We start from the raw sequence: 14,389 nt of genomic DNA, 5'->3' as shown, positions 1-14,389 counted from the left end.
CAGTTGCCATGGAATGGCACTGTCCCATCTTCCAAATGGACTTGAGGAATTGCTCCGTGCAAACGCTCACCCACACTCACCAGGTAATCCGCGAACTGGTGCAGGCCCGCGCATTCGTTGAACTTACCCGTTTTTTCGACCGCCTCGAGGCGCAGTGGTATCAGGCGCCGCCCGGCGAGTTTCCGGCCTACCTGGCGGCCCTGTAAGGCCACATGTTCGCCGACCTCGACAACCAGGGCGACAAAGCCCCGAGCCAGGTGCTCAAAGCCTGGGTCGATGCCTGCCCCAAGGCTTACCACCCGCACGTGGTAATGGGCATGCACTGCTTCCACCGCGCTTGCCGGGTACAGGCTGATGGCCAACCCAACGCTGCGCGTGTGCTGGCCGTAGGGCAGATATGCGAAACCGCGACTGCGCACCTGCTGCAGGCGCTGGAGCGTTCGGCGCAACCGCTGGCAGCGGCCATCGGCATGCTGCGCGTCAGTGCGCAGTTGCGCGAGCCTGGCTGGTTGGCCGAGTTGTTCAACGGGCGGCCTGCGCGCTATCGGCCCAGTGCCCATGCCGACGTGGAGGTGCAGGAAGCCGCCGCGCCGCTGTTGGTCAGGCATGGGGTGCAACCGCTGGCGGAACTGCCAAGCAGCTTGCCCGCGTGCCTGGCCAAGCGGACCTACCAGGACATCCAGGACCCGCGTTACTACTGGCTCCGCCACGCACTGGGCCTGCGCCCCGGTTGCTTCGAAGCCATCCAGGCCCTGGCTATCTACCTGTTGCCGCGGTCGGGCGCCGGTGCCGATGCGCTTGAACTGTTGGCCAGCGGCCCGTTGTGCGCCGGTTGGGACGAGCGCCTGCGTAACGCCTTGCGCTGGATGGCCGTCGAAGAACAGCTACTGTTGCCGGCTGCCGACCAGTTGCAGGCCGTGGCCACCTGGCAGCAGTTGTTCGACGCCTGGGCACAGCGCCCGCTGAGGCCAAGGGAGCGCGCAGTACTGCTGGCTTGGCAGGGGGCGTTGCGCTGTACTGCATTGCACGATCAGGCCGGCGCGATTGGCGACTTTGCCGCGAGCCTGGCATGCAATGCCGATCATGGAGCCATCGGGGCCATGGGCGAGCCGTTCCGTTGCCTGGCCGAGCTGATACTGCGCGACGGCCTGGCGGATCAGCAGCAGTTGCTGCGCCGCGCCCTCGAGCGCCTGTGCGACGGGCGCTGCCATGCGGGCGCCTGTGCCTTGCGCGCCGCAGGGCACTGCTTTGGTCTGTGGGGGCTGCCACGCTCGGCCGAGCAGGCCCGGGCATGGTCGCAGCGGGCGGTGAAACGCCAGCTGGCAGGCCATGCGCCGGGGTTCACGGTGCTTGCGGCGGCGCGCCTGCTGTTGGCTGCCAACCGCCATGAAGTGGCCGTCTACCTGTATGAGCGTTGTGCCGAACTGAACCTGCCGGGGGCAGCCCTTGGCTTGTATGACTTGTACTGTGGTGGCCAGGCGAATACCCCGCAGGAGTACATTGATCGCCAGGCCGCTGAACATTGGCTACGGCGCGCAGTGGCAGCGGGCAGCCGCCGGGCCAAATACAAGCTGGCGTGCCTGCGCATGAAGGGTGGCGAGGACCTCAGCGAGCGCAGCGCCATGCTGGCCGTCAGGCACCTGCTGGTCGACGCGCTGGGCGATTCCCAAACCAATGCCCGCGCGCGTTTGCATCTGGGCATCCTGTTGCGCCAGTTCGGCAACTCTCGGGAGCGGGCCGAGGCTGTGGCGTACCTGTTGAGCCTGGTCGAGCACCCTGACCTGGGAATTGCCGCACGCGCCAGTGCCGAGCTGGGGCTGGCCTGGATGCAGGGGCGCGGCACCCGCAAGCAAAGCCGCTTTGCCGCCATCGAGTGGGCCAACCGTGCGGCCAGCTTGCAGCCAACAGACGCCGCCATCGCGCGTATCCAGGCCGAGATTCTCAACTCGCACAACCGGGTGAAAACAGTGTTCACCCAATGTGGTGCAGCGCTGTTGCGCGGCACCCTGCATGCCAGTGAGCTACCGCCCAGGCCGCCTGAGCTGAACGCCCTGCGGGTTTCTGCCTGACGTGTGGCAGCGGCAGGGCTGGTTCAGTCCTGCTGGGCAGTAGGGGCCAGCCGCGCTTCCAGCTCTGCTACCTGTTGCTCCAGGGCCTCGAGGCGTGCACGGGTGCGCGCCAGCACGACCATCTGGCTGTCGAATTCGTCACGGCTGACCAGGTCCAGTCTGCTGAACGCCCCTTGCATCAGCACTTTGAACTGGCTTTCCAGTTCGGCGCGAGGCTGTGCGGTATCGCTGCTGAACAGGCGCGAGGCCTGGTCGCTCAGGGCATCGAGAAGGGCTTTGGGCGCGAGCATGGGGCTTTCCATTGAAACCGAGAAATGGCCAGCAGTGTAGCACGCACGCACATGGGCCTTTCTTTAACAGACGCTCGCGCTACTGCACGTTTTTCGAGCAGCAGGCCCCGCCTGCGCGCACCGAAACTGTGCATGATCTGCATGCTGGCGACTGGCCAATCCTGACTAAATCACATAACTCGCTGTTTTTCGTGGCTTTGGCGGAACTGGCAAGGTTTCTGCAAAGACCAGTTCGAGCCATGCACTGATGCAGTTCCTTGTGACCAGGCAGTGCGCACGCGGAGCCGGATGCCGACGACGCGTTACAAAGCCAACCGCTGCGCTTAGACTTGAGACGGGTTTGTTTTCCTGGGGCAAGTCCACCAAATCGGGAGAGAGTTTCATGAAGCTAGTCACAGCCATCATCAAGCCGTTCAAGCTGGACGACGTGCGCGAGTCACTGTCGGAAATCGGCGTGCAGGGTATCACCGTCACCGAAGTCAAAGGTTTCGGTCGCCAGAAGGGCCACACCGAGCTGTACCGCGGTGCTGAGTATGTGGTCGATTTCCTGCCCAAGGTGAAGATCGATGTCGCCATCGATGACAAGGACCTTGATCGGGTAATCGAAGCCATCACCAAGGCAGCCAACACCGGCAAGATCGGTGACGGCAAGATTTTCGTGGTGAATCTGGAGCAGGCGATCCGTATCCGTACCGGCGAAACCGATACCGACGCGATCTAAGCAACAACAAAGCCTCACCAAACCCAAAGCCCCAGGAGAAAACAACATGACTCTGCGTAAGATCGCAGGGCTAGGAGCCCTATTGTCCCTCGTAACCCCCGGGCTCGCCCTGGCAGAGGAAGCTGCCCCAGCGCTGAACTCCGGCGACACCGCCTGGATGCTGACCGCGACGGCGCTGGTGCTGTTCATGACCATTCCGGGCCTGGCCCTGTTCTATGGCGGCATGGTGCGTTCCAAGAACGTGCTGTCGGTGATGATGCAGTGCTTTGCAATCACCGGCCTGATGAGCATTCTCTGGGTCGTCTACGGCTATAGCATGGCCTTCGATACCGCCGGTATGGAAAAAGGCGTACTCAATTTCAATTCGTTCGTTGGCGGCTTCTCCAAGGCCTTCCTCAGCGGTGTCACGCCCGAGAGCCTGACTTCGGCCACTGCGCTGTTCCCTGAAGCGGTGTTCATCACCTTCCAGATGACCTTCGCCATCATCACCCCTGCGCTGATCGTCGGTGCCTTCGCCGAGCGCATGAAGTTCTCCGCGATGCTGGTGTTCATGGGTATCTGGTTCACCCTGGTATACGCGCCAATCGCGCACATGGTGTGGAGCGGTGACGGTGCACTGATGTGGGACTGGGGCGTACTGGACTTCGCTGGCGGCACCGTGGTGCACATCAACGCAGGTATCGCCGGCCTGGTCTGCTGCCTGGTACTGGGCAAGCGCAAAGGCTACCCGACCACCCCGATGGCGCCCCACAATCTGGGCTACACCCTGATGGGCGCGGCCATGCTGTGGATCGGCTGGTTCGGCTTCAACGCAGGTTCTGCTGCAGCGGCCAACGGCACCGCCGGCATGGCCATGCTGGTGACCCAGATCGCCACCGCCGCTGCGGCACTGGGCTGGATGTTCGCCGAGTGGATCGGCCACGGCAAGCCGAGCGCCCTGGGCATCGCTTCGGGTGTGGTTGCCGGCCTGGTCGCCATCACCCCGGCCGCGGGTACCGTGGGCCCCATGGGTGCCCTGGTAATCGGCCTGGCTTCGGGTGTGATCTGCTACTTCTGCGCCACCACCCTCAAGCGCAAGCTGGGCTATGACGACTCGCTGGACGCCTTCGGTGTTCACGGTGTGGGCGGCATCATCGGCGCCATCCTCACCGGCGTGTTCGCAGCCCCGGCACTGGGCGGCTTCGGTACTGTCACCGACATCGGCATGCAGGTCTGGGTACAGGCCAAAGGCGTGATCTTTACCGTGGTCTACACCGCCATCGTCACCTACGTGATTCTCAAGGTGCTGGACCTGGTGATGGGCCTGCGGGTCAACGAAGAAGAAGAGTCGGTCGGTCTCGACCTGGCTCAGCACAACGAGCGCGGCTACAACCTGTAACTGCGACGCGGTAAAAACTTGCCCGGCTTGCCGGGCATTTTTTTGCCAGATTTTTAACATTTCCCGCTCGGCAAACGGTTTATCCGGCACGTTCGCGACGTAGGCAAAAAACTTACAGGTCGTAGGGCATTTATGGTGCTTTGCTTTTTCTACCGGCGCGCTAGAATGCGCGCCGAAGGGTGTTTGGCAAGCAGTCCGCGCACTTCAACCAGCCTTTGCTAGGCTTGCCAATAGCGAGTGGCCAGCAGGGGCTAATGGATTTGTCAGGTTCTGCCAGGAGCAGGGCCTGCTGGGTACCGCCTCCCATCAGGAGCGCCGGCCCCAAGGGCAGTGGCCTAACCCACGGCCAGTTGAATTTTCACTGGTAGCTGCCGGTCTACGGCTGCACTGGTCTATAACTAACCTGCTTTTCGCAAGTCATGAGGTAGAACATGAGCGACGACGATCTGGAAAATGATGACCTCGAAGTAGGTGACGAAGACGAGGGCGATGAAGGCCTCGAAGCGGCGGCTGATGACGGCGTCGAAGACGCTGGCGATGACGACAGCAGCCCGGCACCCGCTGCCAAGGGCAAATCCAAGGCGGCAGTCTCGGTAGACGAGATGCCGAGCATGGAAGCCAAGCAGAAAGAGCGTGATGCACTGGCCAAGGCGATGGAAGAATTTCTGTCGCGCGGTGGCAAGGTGCAGGAAGTCGAGGCCAACGTGGTCGCCGACCCGCCCAAGAAGCCGGACAACAAGTACGGCAGCCGCCCTATCTGATTGGCTGATCGTCAAGAAGCCCGCCGTCGCTGCGGGCTTTTTTGTGCCTGTGCCGGCCGCCTCGCGGGCAAGCCCGCCCCCACAGGTCTTGGGACCTGCACGGTCCCTGTGGGAGCGGGCGTGCCCGCGAATGGGCCGCAAAGCGGCCCCTGTCAGCGCCAGCGTGCGAGCACGTCGGGCAGCTGCGACAGGTGCCGGATCTCGGCATCCGGCGCCTGCTCGCCCGCCCAGGCCTTGCCCTGCGGGTTGAACCAAACCGCACGCAACCCGGCGCGCTGGGCACCGGCAATGTCGTCAGCCGGGTGATCACCAATGTGCACCGCCGCACCGGCGTCGACCTCGCCACGCCGCAAGGCCTCCAAAAACGGCGCCGGGTCCGGCTTGCCAATGCCCAGGTCCTCGGCACACAGGGCGAAGCGGAAGTAATCCGCCAGCCCTAGCCGGCTGACGTCGGCATTGCCATTGGTGACAACGCCCAGGGTGTACTGATGCCGCAGGATCTCCAGCATTGGCTGCACCTCGGGGAAGATCTGCACCTGGTGGCGAGCATGCAGGAATACCTCGAAGCCTTCATTTGCCAGGTCCTGTGCGTGTTTCTCGCTGTAGCCGACTTCTTCCAGGGCATGGAACAGTACCCGCCGGCGCAGGGCACTGATGCGGTGTTTCAGGCCGGGCTCGGCCTGCACCAGGCGTTCGCGGATGGCGAACAGGTGTTCCACCGGCACCCCGCCCAGGAGGGGGGCGTTGGCTTCGAGCCAGTCGCGCAGCACGACTTCCGCACTGGCAATCACTGGCGCGGTGTCCCACAGGGTGTCGTCGAGGTCGAAGGTGATCAGCTTGATGCTCATGAGTCTGTGCCTTTGCTGCGTTTGGCCCGGGGGTGGGCGCTGTCGTACACCGCCGCCAGGTGCTGGAAGTCCAGATGGGTATAGATTTGCGTGGTGCTGATGTCGGCATGGCCGAGCATCTCTTGCACTGCGCGCAGGTCCTGGGACGATTCCAGCACATGGCTGGCGAAGGAATGGCGGAGCATGTGCGGGTGCAGGTGTTGGCCCAGTTCACGTTCACCCACGGCCTTGACCCGCTGCTGTACAGTACGGGGGCTGATGCGGTTGCCCTGGCGGGTGATGAACACGGCGCGGTCGCGCGGGTTGCCGATGCCGCGCAGGCGGTACCATTCCTTCAGCGCTTCGCGGGCCTTGCGGCCGACCGGTAGCACCCGCGCCTTGCCGCCTTTGCCCAGTACCTGCACCAGGCCGGCGGCAAGGTCCAGGTGATCCAGGTCGAGGTTGGTCAGCTCAGACAGGCGCAGGCCCGAGGAATAGAACAGCTCCAGCATGGCCTGGTCACGGCGGGCAATAAAGTCGTCGTCCACGCCGCCATCGAGTAGCTGCAGCGCACGGTCGGTGTCCAGCACCTTGGGTAGCTTGCGCTCGCCCTTGGGGGCGCTCAAGCCGGCGGCAGGGTCGTGCTGGCACAGGCCTTCGCGGTTCAGGTAACGGTACAGGCCGCGTACAGCGGACAGCAGCCGCGCCAGGCTGCGCGAGGCCTGACCATGGTGATGCAGGCGGGCGACCAGCTGACGCAACTGCTGAATCTGCAGCGCTTGCCAGTCGGCAATACCGTGCTCCTTGCAATAGGCAATGACCTTGTCCAGGTCGCGACGGTAGCCCAGCAAGGTATGCTCCGACACCTGGCGCTCACTGCGCAGGTGTGCGCAATAAGCCTCCAGCTGGCGTTCCATCAGCGTACCGAACGCAGGGTCTGGGTCACCCTTGGCACGACACGGCCGAGCACTTCGGCGATGTAGCCGAGGAACAGCGTGCCGACGCTGCTCTTGTAGTGTTGCGGGTCTCGGCTACCGATTGCCAGCACCCCATGCAACCCCTGGTACTCCAGCGCGGCCACGGCGCTGGAGCCGACCTCGCGGCGCTGTTCCTCGCCGAACAGGAAGGCCAGTTCATGTTCGCGCAGGTTGCCGCTGACCGTCTTGCCACCGCCCAACAGGGCACCGATGGCCTGTTGGGCCTCGGCATTGCTGACCCAGCGCCCCACGGGGGCAACGTTGTCACCGAACAGGATCAGGCTGACAAAGGGCACCTGAAACTCCTGGCGCAGGCTGTCTTCGACGGCCATGACCACTTCTTCCAGGCTACCGGCATCAAGCAGGTCGAGGATCAGCCGGCGCGTCTTGTCGAACAGCCGGTCGTTGTCGCGGGCCACGTCCATCAGTTGTGACAGGCGGTGGCGCATCTCGATGTTGCGGTCGCGCAGCAGCTTGAGCTGGCGCTCGACCAGCGACACGCTGTCGCCACGCTGGTGCGGAATACGCTGTTCGATCAGCAACTCGTCGTGCTCGCTGAAGAAGGTAGGGTGGGCGCGCAGGTAGGCGACCACCGCCTCGGCATCGAGCTCGGCGGACTGCTGGGGTACAACCTTGGGCTGATCGGTCATGGCGGTTACTCGCTTAGAGACGAACCTGTCCTTCGTAGACGCGTACGGCCGGGCCGGTCATCACCACGGGCTTGCCGGGGCCGGCCCATTCGATGTGCAGGCGGCCACCTGGCAGGTCGAGGGATACCGGGGAGTCCATCCAGCCCTGGCTGATCGCCGCCACGGCGGCGGCGCAGGCGCCGGTGCCGCAGGCCTGGGTTTCGCCCGCGCCGCGTTCCCACACGCGCAGGTTGGCCCGGTGGCGGTCGATGACCTGGAGGAAGCCGGCATTCACCCGCTGCGGGAAGCGTGGGTGGTTTTCGATCTTCGGGCCCAGTTCATGCACGGGGGCAGTACGCACGTCGTCGACACGCAGCACGGCATGCGGGTTACCCATGGACACGGCGGCAATCGAATGCAACTGGCCGTCGACTTCCAGTGGGTAGCTCAGCGCCTGCGCGTCGGCGACGAAGGGGATTTCGGCAGGGGTGAAGCGCGGTGGGCCCATGTCGACACTCACCTGGCCGTCGTTTTGCACGTCCAGCACGATGATGCCGCTCTTGGTTTCCACGCGGATGCGTTTTTTCGCGGTCAGGCGCTTGTCCAGCACGAAACGGGCGAAGCAGCGCGCACCGTTGCCGCACTGCTCCACTTCGGAGCCGTCGGCATTGAAGATACGGTAGCGGAAGTCTACTTCCGGGTTGTTCGGCGCCTCGACGATCAGCAACTGGTCGAAGCCGATGCCGGTGTGGCGGTCACCCCATTGCTTGGCGTGCTTGGGCTGGATGTGGGCGTGCTGGCTGACCAGGTCCAGGACCATGAAGTCGTTGCCCAGCCCATGCATCTTGGTAAAACGCAGTAGCATGGGCTTACTCCGGCAGCAGGCTTTCGCCAGCGTACAGTTCGGCGATGGTCTCGCGGCGGCGTACTTCGAACACCTGGTCACCGTCAACCAGGATTTCGGCGCATCTACCACGGGTGTTGTAGTTGGAGCTCATGACAAAACCATAGGCGCCCGCCGACTCGACAGCCAGCAAATCACCTTCGGCCAGGTCGAGGACACGGTCCTTGCCGAGGAAGTCGCCGGTCTCGCAGATCGGCCCGACCAGGTCATAGGCACGGCCTTCACCGCCACGCGGCTTGACCGCGCTGACGCCCATCCAGGCCTGGTACAAGGCAGGGCGGATCAGGTCGTTCATCGCCGCATCGATGATGGCGAAGTCCTTGTGTTCGGTGTGCTTGAGGTATTCCACGCGGGTCAGCAACACGCCGGCATTGGCCACGATATAGCGGCCAGGCTCGAACACCAGGGCCAGGTCGCGGTCGCCAACGCGCTCGCGGATGGCCTTGATGTAGTCGGCCACCAACGGCGGCTGTTCGTCACGGTAGCGCACCCCGACACCGCCGCCCAGGTCCAGGTGGCGCAGGTGAATGCCGCACTCGGCCAGGCGGTCGACCAGCACCAGCAGGCGGTCGAGCGCGTCGAGGAACGGGTCGATGGTGGTCAGCTGGGAGCCGATGTGGCAGTCGACACCGACCACTTCAAGGTTCGGCAACTGCGCCGCACGCACGTAGATGGCTTCGGCGTCGGCAATGGCGATGCCGAACTTGTTTTCTTTAAGGCCAGTGGAGATGTAAGGGTGGGTACCGGCGTCCACGTCCGGGTTGACCCGCAGCGATACCGGGGCAACCTTGCCCATTTCGGCGGCCACCACCTGCAGGCGCTCCAGCTCGTCAGTGGACTCCACGTTGAAGCAGTGCACACCCACTTCCAGGGCGCGGCGCATGTCTTCGCGGGTTTTCCCCACGCCGGAGAACACCACGCGGTAAGCGCGGCCACCGGCCGCCAGCACACGCTCCAGCTCGCCGCCGGAGACAATGTCGAAACCTGCACCCAGGCGTGCCAGCACGTTCAGCACGCCGAGGTTGGAGTTGGCCTTGACCGCAAAGCACACCAGGTGCTCGGCGCCTTGCAGGGCGTCGGTGTAGCTGCGGTACTGGGCCTCGATGTGAGCGCGCGAGTACACGTAGGTAGGCGTGCCATGGCGTTCGGCGATGGCTGACAGGGCTACACCCTCCGCGAACAGCTCGCCGTCGCGGTAGTTGAAAGCGTTCATCTGGTTTCCTTTACTGCGCAGGCGACTGCTCGGGCTCGGACTCGAGCGCTGGCGGCTGCTCCTGGACCGCGGTCGGCTTGGCTTTCGACGAGTGCTGGTGCGACTTGTGCGCTTTACCGTTATCGCCGTCGTCCGGCAGATACAGCGGGCCTTTCTGGCCGCAGGCCGAAACGAGGCAGGCAACAGCGACCAGCGCCGCGAAGGAGGAAATCAGGCGCTTCATGGGTGAAATCCTTAGAAAATGCAGTATTGCGCCCGAGTATACCGAGCGACCGGCGGCTTGCCTATGCAAGGGCCGGTCCGCCGGGCGGGCAGCAGACGCGGCAAGCTTCAAGCTTCAAGCGGCAAGAAAAAGCGATCGGGTGTAGGCTGGGCTTTTTCTTGCGGCTTGTAGCTAGCAGCTTGCGGCTGGCGCGTTGCGCCCGTATCTTCCCCGGCTTGCCTGTAATGCCGCCAATTTCGAGGTTCCTGCAATGAGTTTGAGTGAAGCGCGTTTCCACGATCTGGTCGACGCGACCCAACAGGCCCTGGAAGACCTGTTCGACGAGAGCGGCCTGGACCTGGACACGGAGAATTCCGCTGGCGTGCTCACCGTCAAGTTCGAAGGCGGCGCCCAGCTGATCTTCAGCCGTCAGGAGCCGCTGCGCCAACTGTGGCTGGCTGACCGTTCCGGTGGTTTCCACTTCGACTACGACGAAGAGACTAAAAAGTGGGTCTGCGAAAAGAGCGAAGAGCTGCTGGGCGAAATGCTCGAACGCATCGTTTGGGAGCGGGCTGGCGAAAAGCTGGACTTCGACGAGATCTGACATGAGCAGCGCCCAGCCGCGGCCACCCAAGCCGTTGTACAGCAATGTCAGCCCCGCGGTGCCATCACCCTGCATCAGTGTCTGCCGGCTCGACGAGCAGCGTGTCTGCACCGGTTGCCACCGGCATGTCGAGCATATTCGCGAGTGGCGCTCGGCCGATGACGAGCGGCGCCGGCAGATCTGCCGCGAGGCACAGGTCCTGCGTGCGCAGGCAAAGGCACACTGACCGCAGGGGCTTGAGTATTTGCCCGTCTGTGGTAGTGTCGGGTTCTGCGTCGATGACGCCAAAGCCTTTTCAAACCCCGCCCTTGGGCGGGGTTTTGCTTTATCTGTGCATTGAAAATTGCCTGTTCAAAGGAGTCTGACTGGATCATGAGCACCAAGCCTTCCCTTATCCTCACCCGATTGGACGTACAGCGTCTGGAGCGTCTGATCGACAGCCTCGACGAGAGTACGCCGGGTGTGTTCGCCCTGCAGGAGGAGCTGGACCGTGCCGCTCAGGTCGTCGGTCATGAGGAAGTACCCGCAGGCGTGGTGACCATGAACTCGCGCGTGCACTGCCGTGAGGAAGCCAGCGGCAAGGACTACCACCTGACCCTGGTGTACCCGAAGGATGCCGGGGCGGAAGGCAAGGTTTCGGTGCTGGCGCCAATTGGCTGCGCTTTGCTGGGGTTGTCGGTGGGTGAACAGATCGACTGGCCGGCGCCGGGGGGCAAAACCCTCAAGCTGAAACTGCTGGAAGTCGAGTACCAGCCTGAAGCGGCGGGTGATTTCGACCTCTGAGGCCTGGGCCGCCATGCGGCCCATGTTGGAGCAGCCCGGTCATTGGCACAGCACCTGCTCCAACCCCTCGTTCAATGCCTGCTCCAGCACCCGCTTGTAGCTCAGGTAAACCTGCGTTGCCCCCAGCCGGTCATCCAGCAGCTCGGACAAATCCAGGTCGGTGATATAGCACCGGTACTTCCCGGCCCCGCGCCGCTGGCCAATGATCTGCCGCGCCACTACCGCATACAGCTGCGGCCCATGCTCCAGCTCGGAAAACTCCTGCTGGTCGCAGTACAGTGTCACATGCGCAGCACCCCCTACACCGGCCTGGATGATGGCCTGCACTTCATAGTAAGGCTGGTCACTGCCCTCCTGCGGCGCCACGCGCGCTTCGATGCTGCGGGCCTTGCCCGGGCCGCCAGGCAGTAGCTGCGCGTACTGGATATCCAGGGCCGCCTGCCCAAGGTCATCCAGCGGCAGGCGAGCCTCGCGGCGCATCACCACCGAGCGCAAAAAGCGCTGCAGCGGCAACAGCAGGTGCGCCTCGTCATGCAGCGGTAGGCGCTGTTGCCATAACGCGTTGCATTCATCCAGCACGTACAGCTCGGCCCATTCGTCCTGCAGGCGGTAGAACACCTGAATGCACGCCGGCCGGCCCTGCTCCAGCACCAGGCGCAGGTCCTGATCTTGCAGGGCGTTGGCGTCCAGGTACAACGGGCTGTAGACACTGCGTTCTTCGCCCAGGTAGGCCAGCAGGGCATCGTGCTCGGCCAGGGTGCTCAGGCTGACATGCCCCGTTTGCAGCTCCAGCACATGGGTGTGCCGGGCGACCTGTAGCAGGTAGCGGTGCTGCAGGCCCTGGGCTTGCAACAGCTGCACGGTGTCGAAGATCTCTTCCACCCGTTGGCTGATGGCCTGTGCGCGGCTCGGGCAGAAGCAATGCACCCGTACCCGCGGCCGGTGGCCATGCGCCACCGGGCTGTTGAGAAAGTCACGCAGGCAGCGCACCAGCGCGTGTTCGCCGTCAAAGCGCTGAACCAGCACTTCGTTCCAGCTGTTCAGGGTGACCTGGTCCAAGGTCAGCACCAGGTTCTCCCGCACCCCGGCATAGCTCAGTGAGTCGGTGCGCTCGGTGGTCATCAGGATGTTCAGGTCGCGGTGGTGGCGCAGTGGGTCGATGGCCACGTTGACCAGTAGCAGCACTTCATCGGCAACGCTGGGTTGCAGCAGGCGCACCTCACTCACGGTCGGCAAGGGCAGGGGGATGCATTGCTGCAGGCAACCGAGCAGGTTGACCAGCTCGAACTCGCTCAGGTCACTGACACCCGGGTGCAGCGCCAAGCGCGTGCCGCTGTCGATGACCCCGTTGCGATGGGCCCAGGCCAGCAGTTCCAGCAGCTCGCGGCAGCGTTTTATCGGGTTGAAGCACTCGATGTCGTGCGGGCTCAGGTTGCCGCTGTACAGTTCCCAGTGGTAGCTCCCCGATTCCTTGCGGTTAGGTAACTGAGCCAGGGTGAGGGTGTCTTCGGCGAGGTCCGGGGCGATACCCGGGTTGATCACCTCGACCTTGCCGGCACGGCGCTCGAAGGCTGCATACAGGCGCCTGCCCAGCACGTTGAGCTCGCGTTGGTCGGCGCGGCTGCTGGCGTTTCGGGTGCGTGCGAACTGGCCAAGGAAGCGATAGCTGTGGTTCAGCTCGGCCACCAGTTCGCGGCGCTCCACGGCAACCTGCTGGACTTTCCATTGGCTGCGGCTGTCCAGTATCGCCAGCTGCCGCTCATCCCACCCCCACTGGTCAGCCAGGCGCTGAAGCAAACGGCGCTGCCAGCCATTGCTACGGTTCTGGTCGCTGAGCTTCTTGTTCACCTTCAGGTACAGGCTGCGCCGTACCCGTTCCAGGCGCACAGGCTCGCCCTTTTGCAGCAGGTAGCGTTCGATGCGCCGGTAGACCATGACATACGGGTCCAGCTCGTCCAGGTCCAGCTGGTTGGCGAACACTGCCTGCTTGTAGTCCAGGCTCAGGCAGCGCACGCCAGGGTATTCACTGGCGTAGGCCTCGGTCAGCAGCAGTTTGAGCAGCGACTTGTAGGGTGAGTCGATGCCTTTGAACAGTTGCCACAGGCCGGCACCAATGAACTCGCCGGGCGGAATGTGCGCCAGGTTGCCCAGGTCGAGCACATCCTGGCTGCGGATAAAACGCTTGGCCAGCAGGGTCTGGGTATAGGCCTGGTAATTGCCTTCTTCGTAGACCGGCACCAGCCACCACAGCGGCGTACGCCCGGCCAGCCACACGGTGGTGCGGTAGAACTCGTCCAGCAGCAGGTAATGCTGGGTAGTCCCGCAATTGTCTGAGCCAAGCTGACCATCACGCTGGCCTTGGGCAAACCCTTGGGTGTCGATCAGGAAAAAGTGTGCCTCCGCGCCCAGGCTGGCCGCCCAGGTTTCCAGCAGTTGGCACTTGCGGCGCAGCTCTTCGAGCAACGGCTCGGGCAAGCCGGGGGCGTGGCATACCCATACGTCCATGTCGCTGTGCTCGGCCTGCGCCAGCGAGCCCAGGCTGCCCATCAGGAACAGGCCGTGTATCGGCCGTGGCGGGTTGCCGTGCTGGGCCTTGTAGGTGAATGAGCGGGCCAGGCGCTGGGCTTCTGCGACCAGCTCGCTACCGGGCTCGTAGCCCGAGACGCCTGCGGGGGTGCTGCCCGAGACGTAACCCGGCAATAGCGGGTGGTTCACGTGAAACAGCAAGGGCAACAGCAGCAGCACTTGTTGCTGACGTGTCGACAGGCCCTCCATTGCCCGCTGCAGCCGAGCCTGGTTCAAGTGCAGGAAACGCGCGCGCAGTGTCGCCAGGACTTTGCGGTCGATGCCTTGGTCCAGGTCGGGGCGGATTTCGTGGGGGTGGTTCATTGCGCGCTCGGGCAGGCCAGTGAAGCTGTGGCGAGTTTAGCCTGAGTAACAGGGGCGGATAAGCGCTAATTGGAATATTGGCGCCATTTTTCCAGCGCGCCGGCCGGTTCCGGCTGTTGCCGTGCATGAGGCATCATGAGCA

Annotated in this window: 14 protein-coding genes and 1 pseudogene; 7 read left to right on the top strand and 8 right to left on the bottom strand. The window is 63.8% G+C overall.

What is annotated here, in order from left to right; translation table 11 throughout:
• Positions 1–56: 56 nt before the first annotated feature.
• Positions 57–2,069, top strand: a pseudogene (locus L1P09_RS24350) (DUF4034 domain-containing protein).
• Between the two features lie 23 nt (positions 2,070–2,092).
• Here L1P09_RS24350 and L1P09_RS24345 read toward each other — a convergent pair.
• The gene (locus L1P09_RS24345) at positions 2,093–2,359 is read right to left on the bottom strand and encodes an accessory factor UbiK family protein (protein WP_235768223.1); all 267 of its coding nucleotides are present in this window, start codon (positions 2,357–2,359) and stop codon (positions 2,093–2,095) included.
• Between the two features lie 382 nt (positions 2,360–2,741).
• On the opposite strand from L1P09_RS24345, the gene glnK reads away from it, so the two are divergent.
• From glnK to sutA, 3 genes are all read left to right on the top strand, one after another.
• Positions 2,742–3,080: a P-II family nitrogen regulator gene (glnK, locus tag L1P09_RS24340; RefSeq protein WP_002555808.1), complete on the top strand. Its 339-nt coding sequence runs from the start codon at positions 2,742–2,744 to the stop codon at positions 3,078–3,080.
• A gap of 46 nt (positions 3,081–3,126) precedes the next feature.
• A complete protein-coding gene (locus L1P09_RS24335; protein ID WP_029887805.1) occupies positions 3,127–4,458 on the top strand; it encodes an ammonium transporter in 1,332 nt (443 codons plus the stop codon).
• A 431-nt stretch (positions 4,459–4,889) separates the two neighbouring features.
• Positions 4,890–5,219, top strand: a complete 330-nt coding sequence (gene sutA, locus L1P09_RS24330; protein ID WP_009681644.1) for a transcriptional regulator SutA — start codon at positions 4,890–4,892, stop codon at positions 5,217–5,219.
• 152 nt (positions 5,220–5,371) lie between these two features.
• On the opposite strand, the gene L1P09_RS24325 is transcribed toward sutA, so the two are convergent.
• From L1P09_RS24325 to lptM, 6 genes are read right to left on the bottom strand one after another with little or no spacing between them, the layout of a single operon-like run.
• The gene (locus L1P09_RS24325) at positions 5,372–6,067 is read right to left on the bottom strand and encodes an HAD family hydrolase (protein ID WP_054905172.1); all 696 of its coding nucleotides are present in this window, start codon (positions 6,065–6,067) and stop codon (positions 5,372–5,374) included.
• The gene (xerC, locus tag L1P09_RS24320; RefSeq protein ID WP_054905171.1) at positions 6,064–6,963 is read right to left on the bottom strand and encodes a tyrosine recombinase XerC; all 900 of its coding nucleotides are present in this window, start codon (positions 6,961–6,963) and stop codon (positions 6,064–6,066) included. Before xerC ends, L1P09_RS24325 begins: the two co-directional genes overlap by 4 nt.
• The gene (locus L1P09_RS24315) at positions 6,963–7,673 is read right to left on the bottom strand and encodes a DUF484 family protein (protein ID WP_009681647.1); all 711 of its coding nucleotides are present in this window, start codon (positions 7,671–7,673) and stop codon (positions 6,963–6,965) included. The genes xerC and L1P09_RS24315 overlap by 1 nt, the downstream gene beginning before the upstream one ends.
• A 13-nt stretch (positions 7,674–7,686) precedes the next feature.
• Entirely contained in the window at positions 7,687–8,517 is an 831-nt protein-coding gene (dapF, locus tag L1P09_RS24310) for a diaminopimelate epimerase (RefSeq protein WP_192441268.1), read from the bottom strand.
• Positions 8,518–8,521: 4 nt separating this feature from the next.
• Positions 8,522–9,769, bottom strand: coding sequence for a diaminopimelate decarboxylase (lysA, locus tag L1P09_RS24305; protein WP_235768222.1), 1,248 nt, complete (start codon positions 9,767–9,769; stop codon positions 8,522–8,524).
• Between the two features lie 10 nt (positions 9,770–9,779).
• Positions 9,780–9,992 (bottom strand): LPS translocon maturation chaperone LptM, encoded by a 213-nt coding sequence (gene lptM / locus L1P09_RS24300; protein ID WP_054905169.1) that lies wholly within the window; start codon positions 9,990–9,992, stop codon positions 9,780–9,782.
• A 250-nt stretch (positions 9,993–10,242) separates the two neighbouring features.
• Between lptM and cyaY the strand changes: the two genes are divergently transcribed.
• The 3 genes from cyaY to rnk all read left to right on the top strand — a co-directional run bounded on the left by cyaY (position 10,243) and on the right by rnk (position 11,358).
• On the top strand, positions 10,243–10,575 hold the full coding sequence (cyaY, locus tag L1P09_RS24295) for an iron donor protein CyaY (RefSeq protein WP_054905168.1): 333 nt from the start codon (positions 10,243–10,245) through the stop codon (positions 10,573–10,575).
• 1 nt (position 10,576) lies between these two features.
• Entirely contained in the window at positions 10,577–10,801 is a 225-nt protein-coding gene (locus L1P09_RS24290; protein ID WP_009681652.1) for a DUF1289 domain-containing protein, read from the top strand.
• A 146-nt stretch (positions 10,802–10,947) separates the two neighbouring features.
• A complete protein-coding gene (rnk, locus tag L1P09_RS24285) occupies positions 10,948–11,358 on the top strand; it encodes a nucleoside diphosphate kinase regulator (protein WP_009681653.1) in 411 nt (136 codons plus the stop codon).
• 39 nt (positions 11,359–11,397) lie between these two features.
• Here rnk and L1P09_RS24280 read toward each other — a convergent pair whose 3' ends face one another.
• Entirely contained in the window at positions 11,398–14,247 is a 2,850-nt protein-coding gene (locus L1P09_RS24280) for a class I adenylate cyclase (protein ID WP_235768221.1), read from the bottom strand.
• Positions 14,248–14,389 lie beyond the last annotated feature (142 nt).

Origin of the sequence: Pseudomonas juntendi, from assembly GCF_021560075.1 — a bacterium.
Taxonomy (GTDB): Bacteria; Pseudomonadota; Gammaproteobacteria; order Pseudomonadales; family Pseudomonadaceae; genus Aquipseudomonas; species Aquipseudomonas juntendi.
Note: the sequence above shows the minus strand (reverse complement) of the source record. Positions and strands in the feature narration are given on the sequence as shown.

Bases quoted from the DNA above. Each gene is read 5' to 3' on its own strand.
- L1P09_RS24345 (WP_235768223.1), bottom strand. From the start codon at position 2,359: ATGCTCGCGCCCAAAGCCCTTCTCGATGCCCTGAGCGACCAGGCCTCG.
- glnK (WP_002555808.1), top strand. From the start codon at position 2,742: ATGAAGCTAGTCACAGCCATCATCAAGCCGTTCAAGCTGGACGACGTG.
- L1P09_RS24335 (WP_029887805.1), top strand. From the start codon at position 3,127: ATGACTCTGCGTAAGATCGCAGGGCTAGGAGCCCTATTGTCCCTCGTA.
- sutA (WP_009681644.1), top strand. From the start codon at position 4,890: ATGAGCGACGACGATCTGGAAAATGATGACCTCGAAGTAGGTGACGAA.
- L1P09_RS24325 (WP_054905172.1), bottom strand. From the start codon at position 6,067: ATGAGCATCAAGCTGATCACCTTCGACCTCGACGACACCCTGTGGGAC.
- xerC (WP_054905171.1), bottom strand. From the start codon at position 6,963: ATGGAACGCCAGCTGGAGGCTTATTGCGCACACCTGCGCAGTGAGCGC.
- L1P09_RS24315 (WP_009681647.1), bottom strand. From the start codon at position 7,673: ATGACCGATCAGCCCAAGGTTGTACCCCAGCAGTCCGCCGAGCTCGAT.
- dapF (WP_192441268.1), bottom strand. From the start codon at position 8,517: ATGCTACTGCGTTTTACCAAGATGCATGGGCTGGGCAACGACTTCATG.
- lysA (WP_235768222.1), bottom strand. From the start codon at position 9,769: ATGAACGCTTTCAACTACCGCGACGGCGAGCTGTTCGCGGAGGGTGTA.
- lptM (WP_054905169.1), bottom strand. From the start codon at position 9,992: ATGAAGCGCCTGATTTCCTCCTTCGCGGCGCTGGTCGCTGTTGCCTGC.
- cyaY (WP_054905168.1), top strand. From the start codon at position 10,243: ATGAGTTTGAGTGAAGCGCGTTTCCACGATCTGGTCGACGCGACCCAA.
- L1P09_RS24290 (WP_009681652.1), top strand. From the start codon at position 10,577: ATGAGCAGCGCCCAGCCGCGGCCACCCAAGCCGTTGTACAGCAATGTC.
- rnk (WP_009681653.1), top strand. From the start codon at position 10,948: ATGAGCACCAAGCCTTCCCTTATCCTCACCCGATTGGACGTACAGCGT.
- L1P09_RS24280 (WP_235768221.1), bottom strand. From the start codon at position 14,247: ATGAACCACCCCCACGAAATCCGCCCCGACCTGGACCAAGGCATCGAC.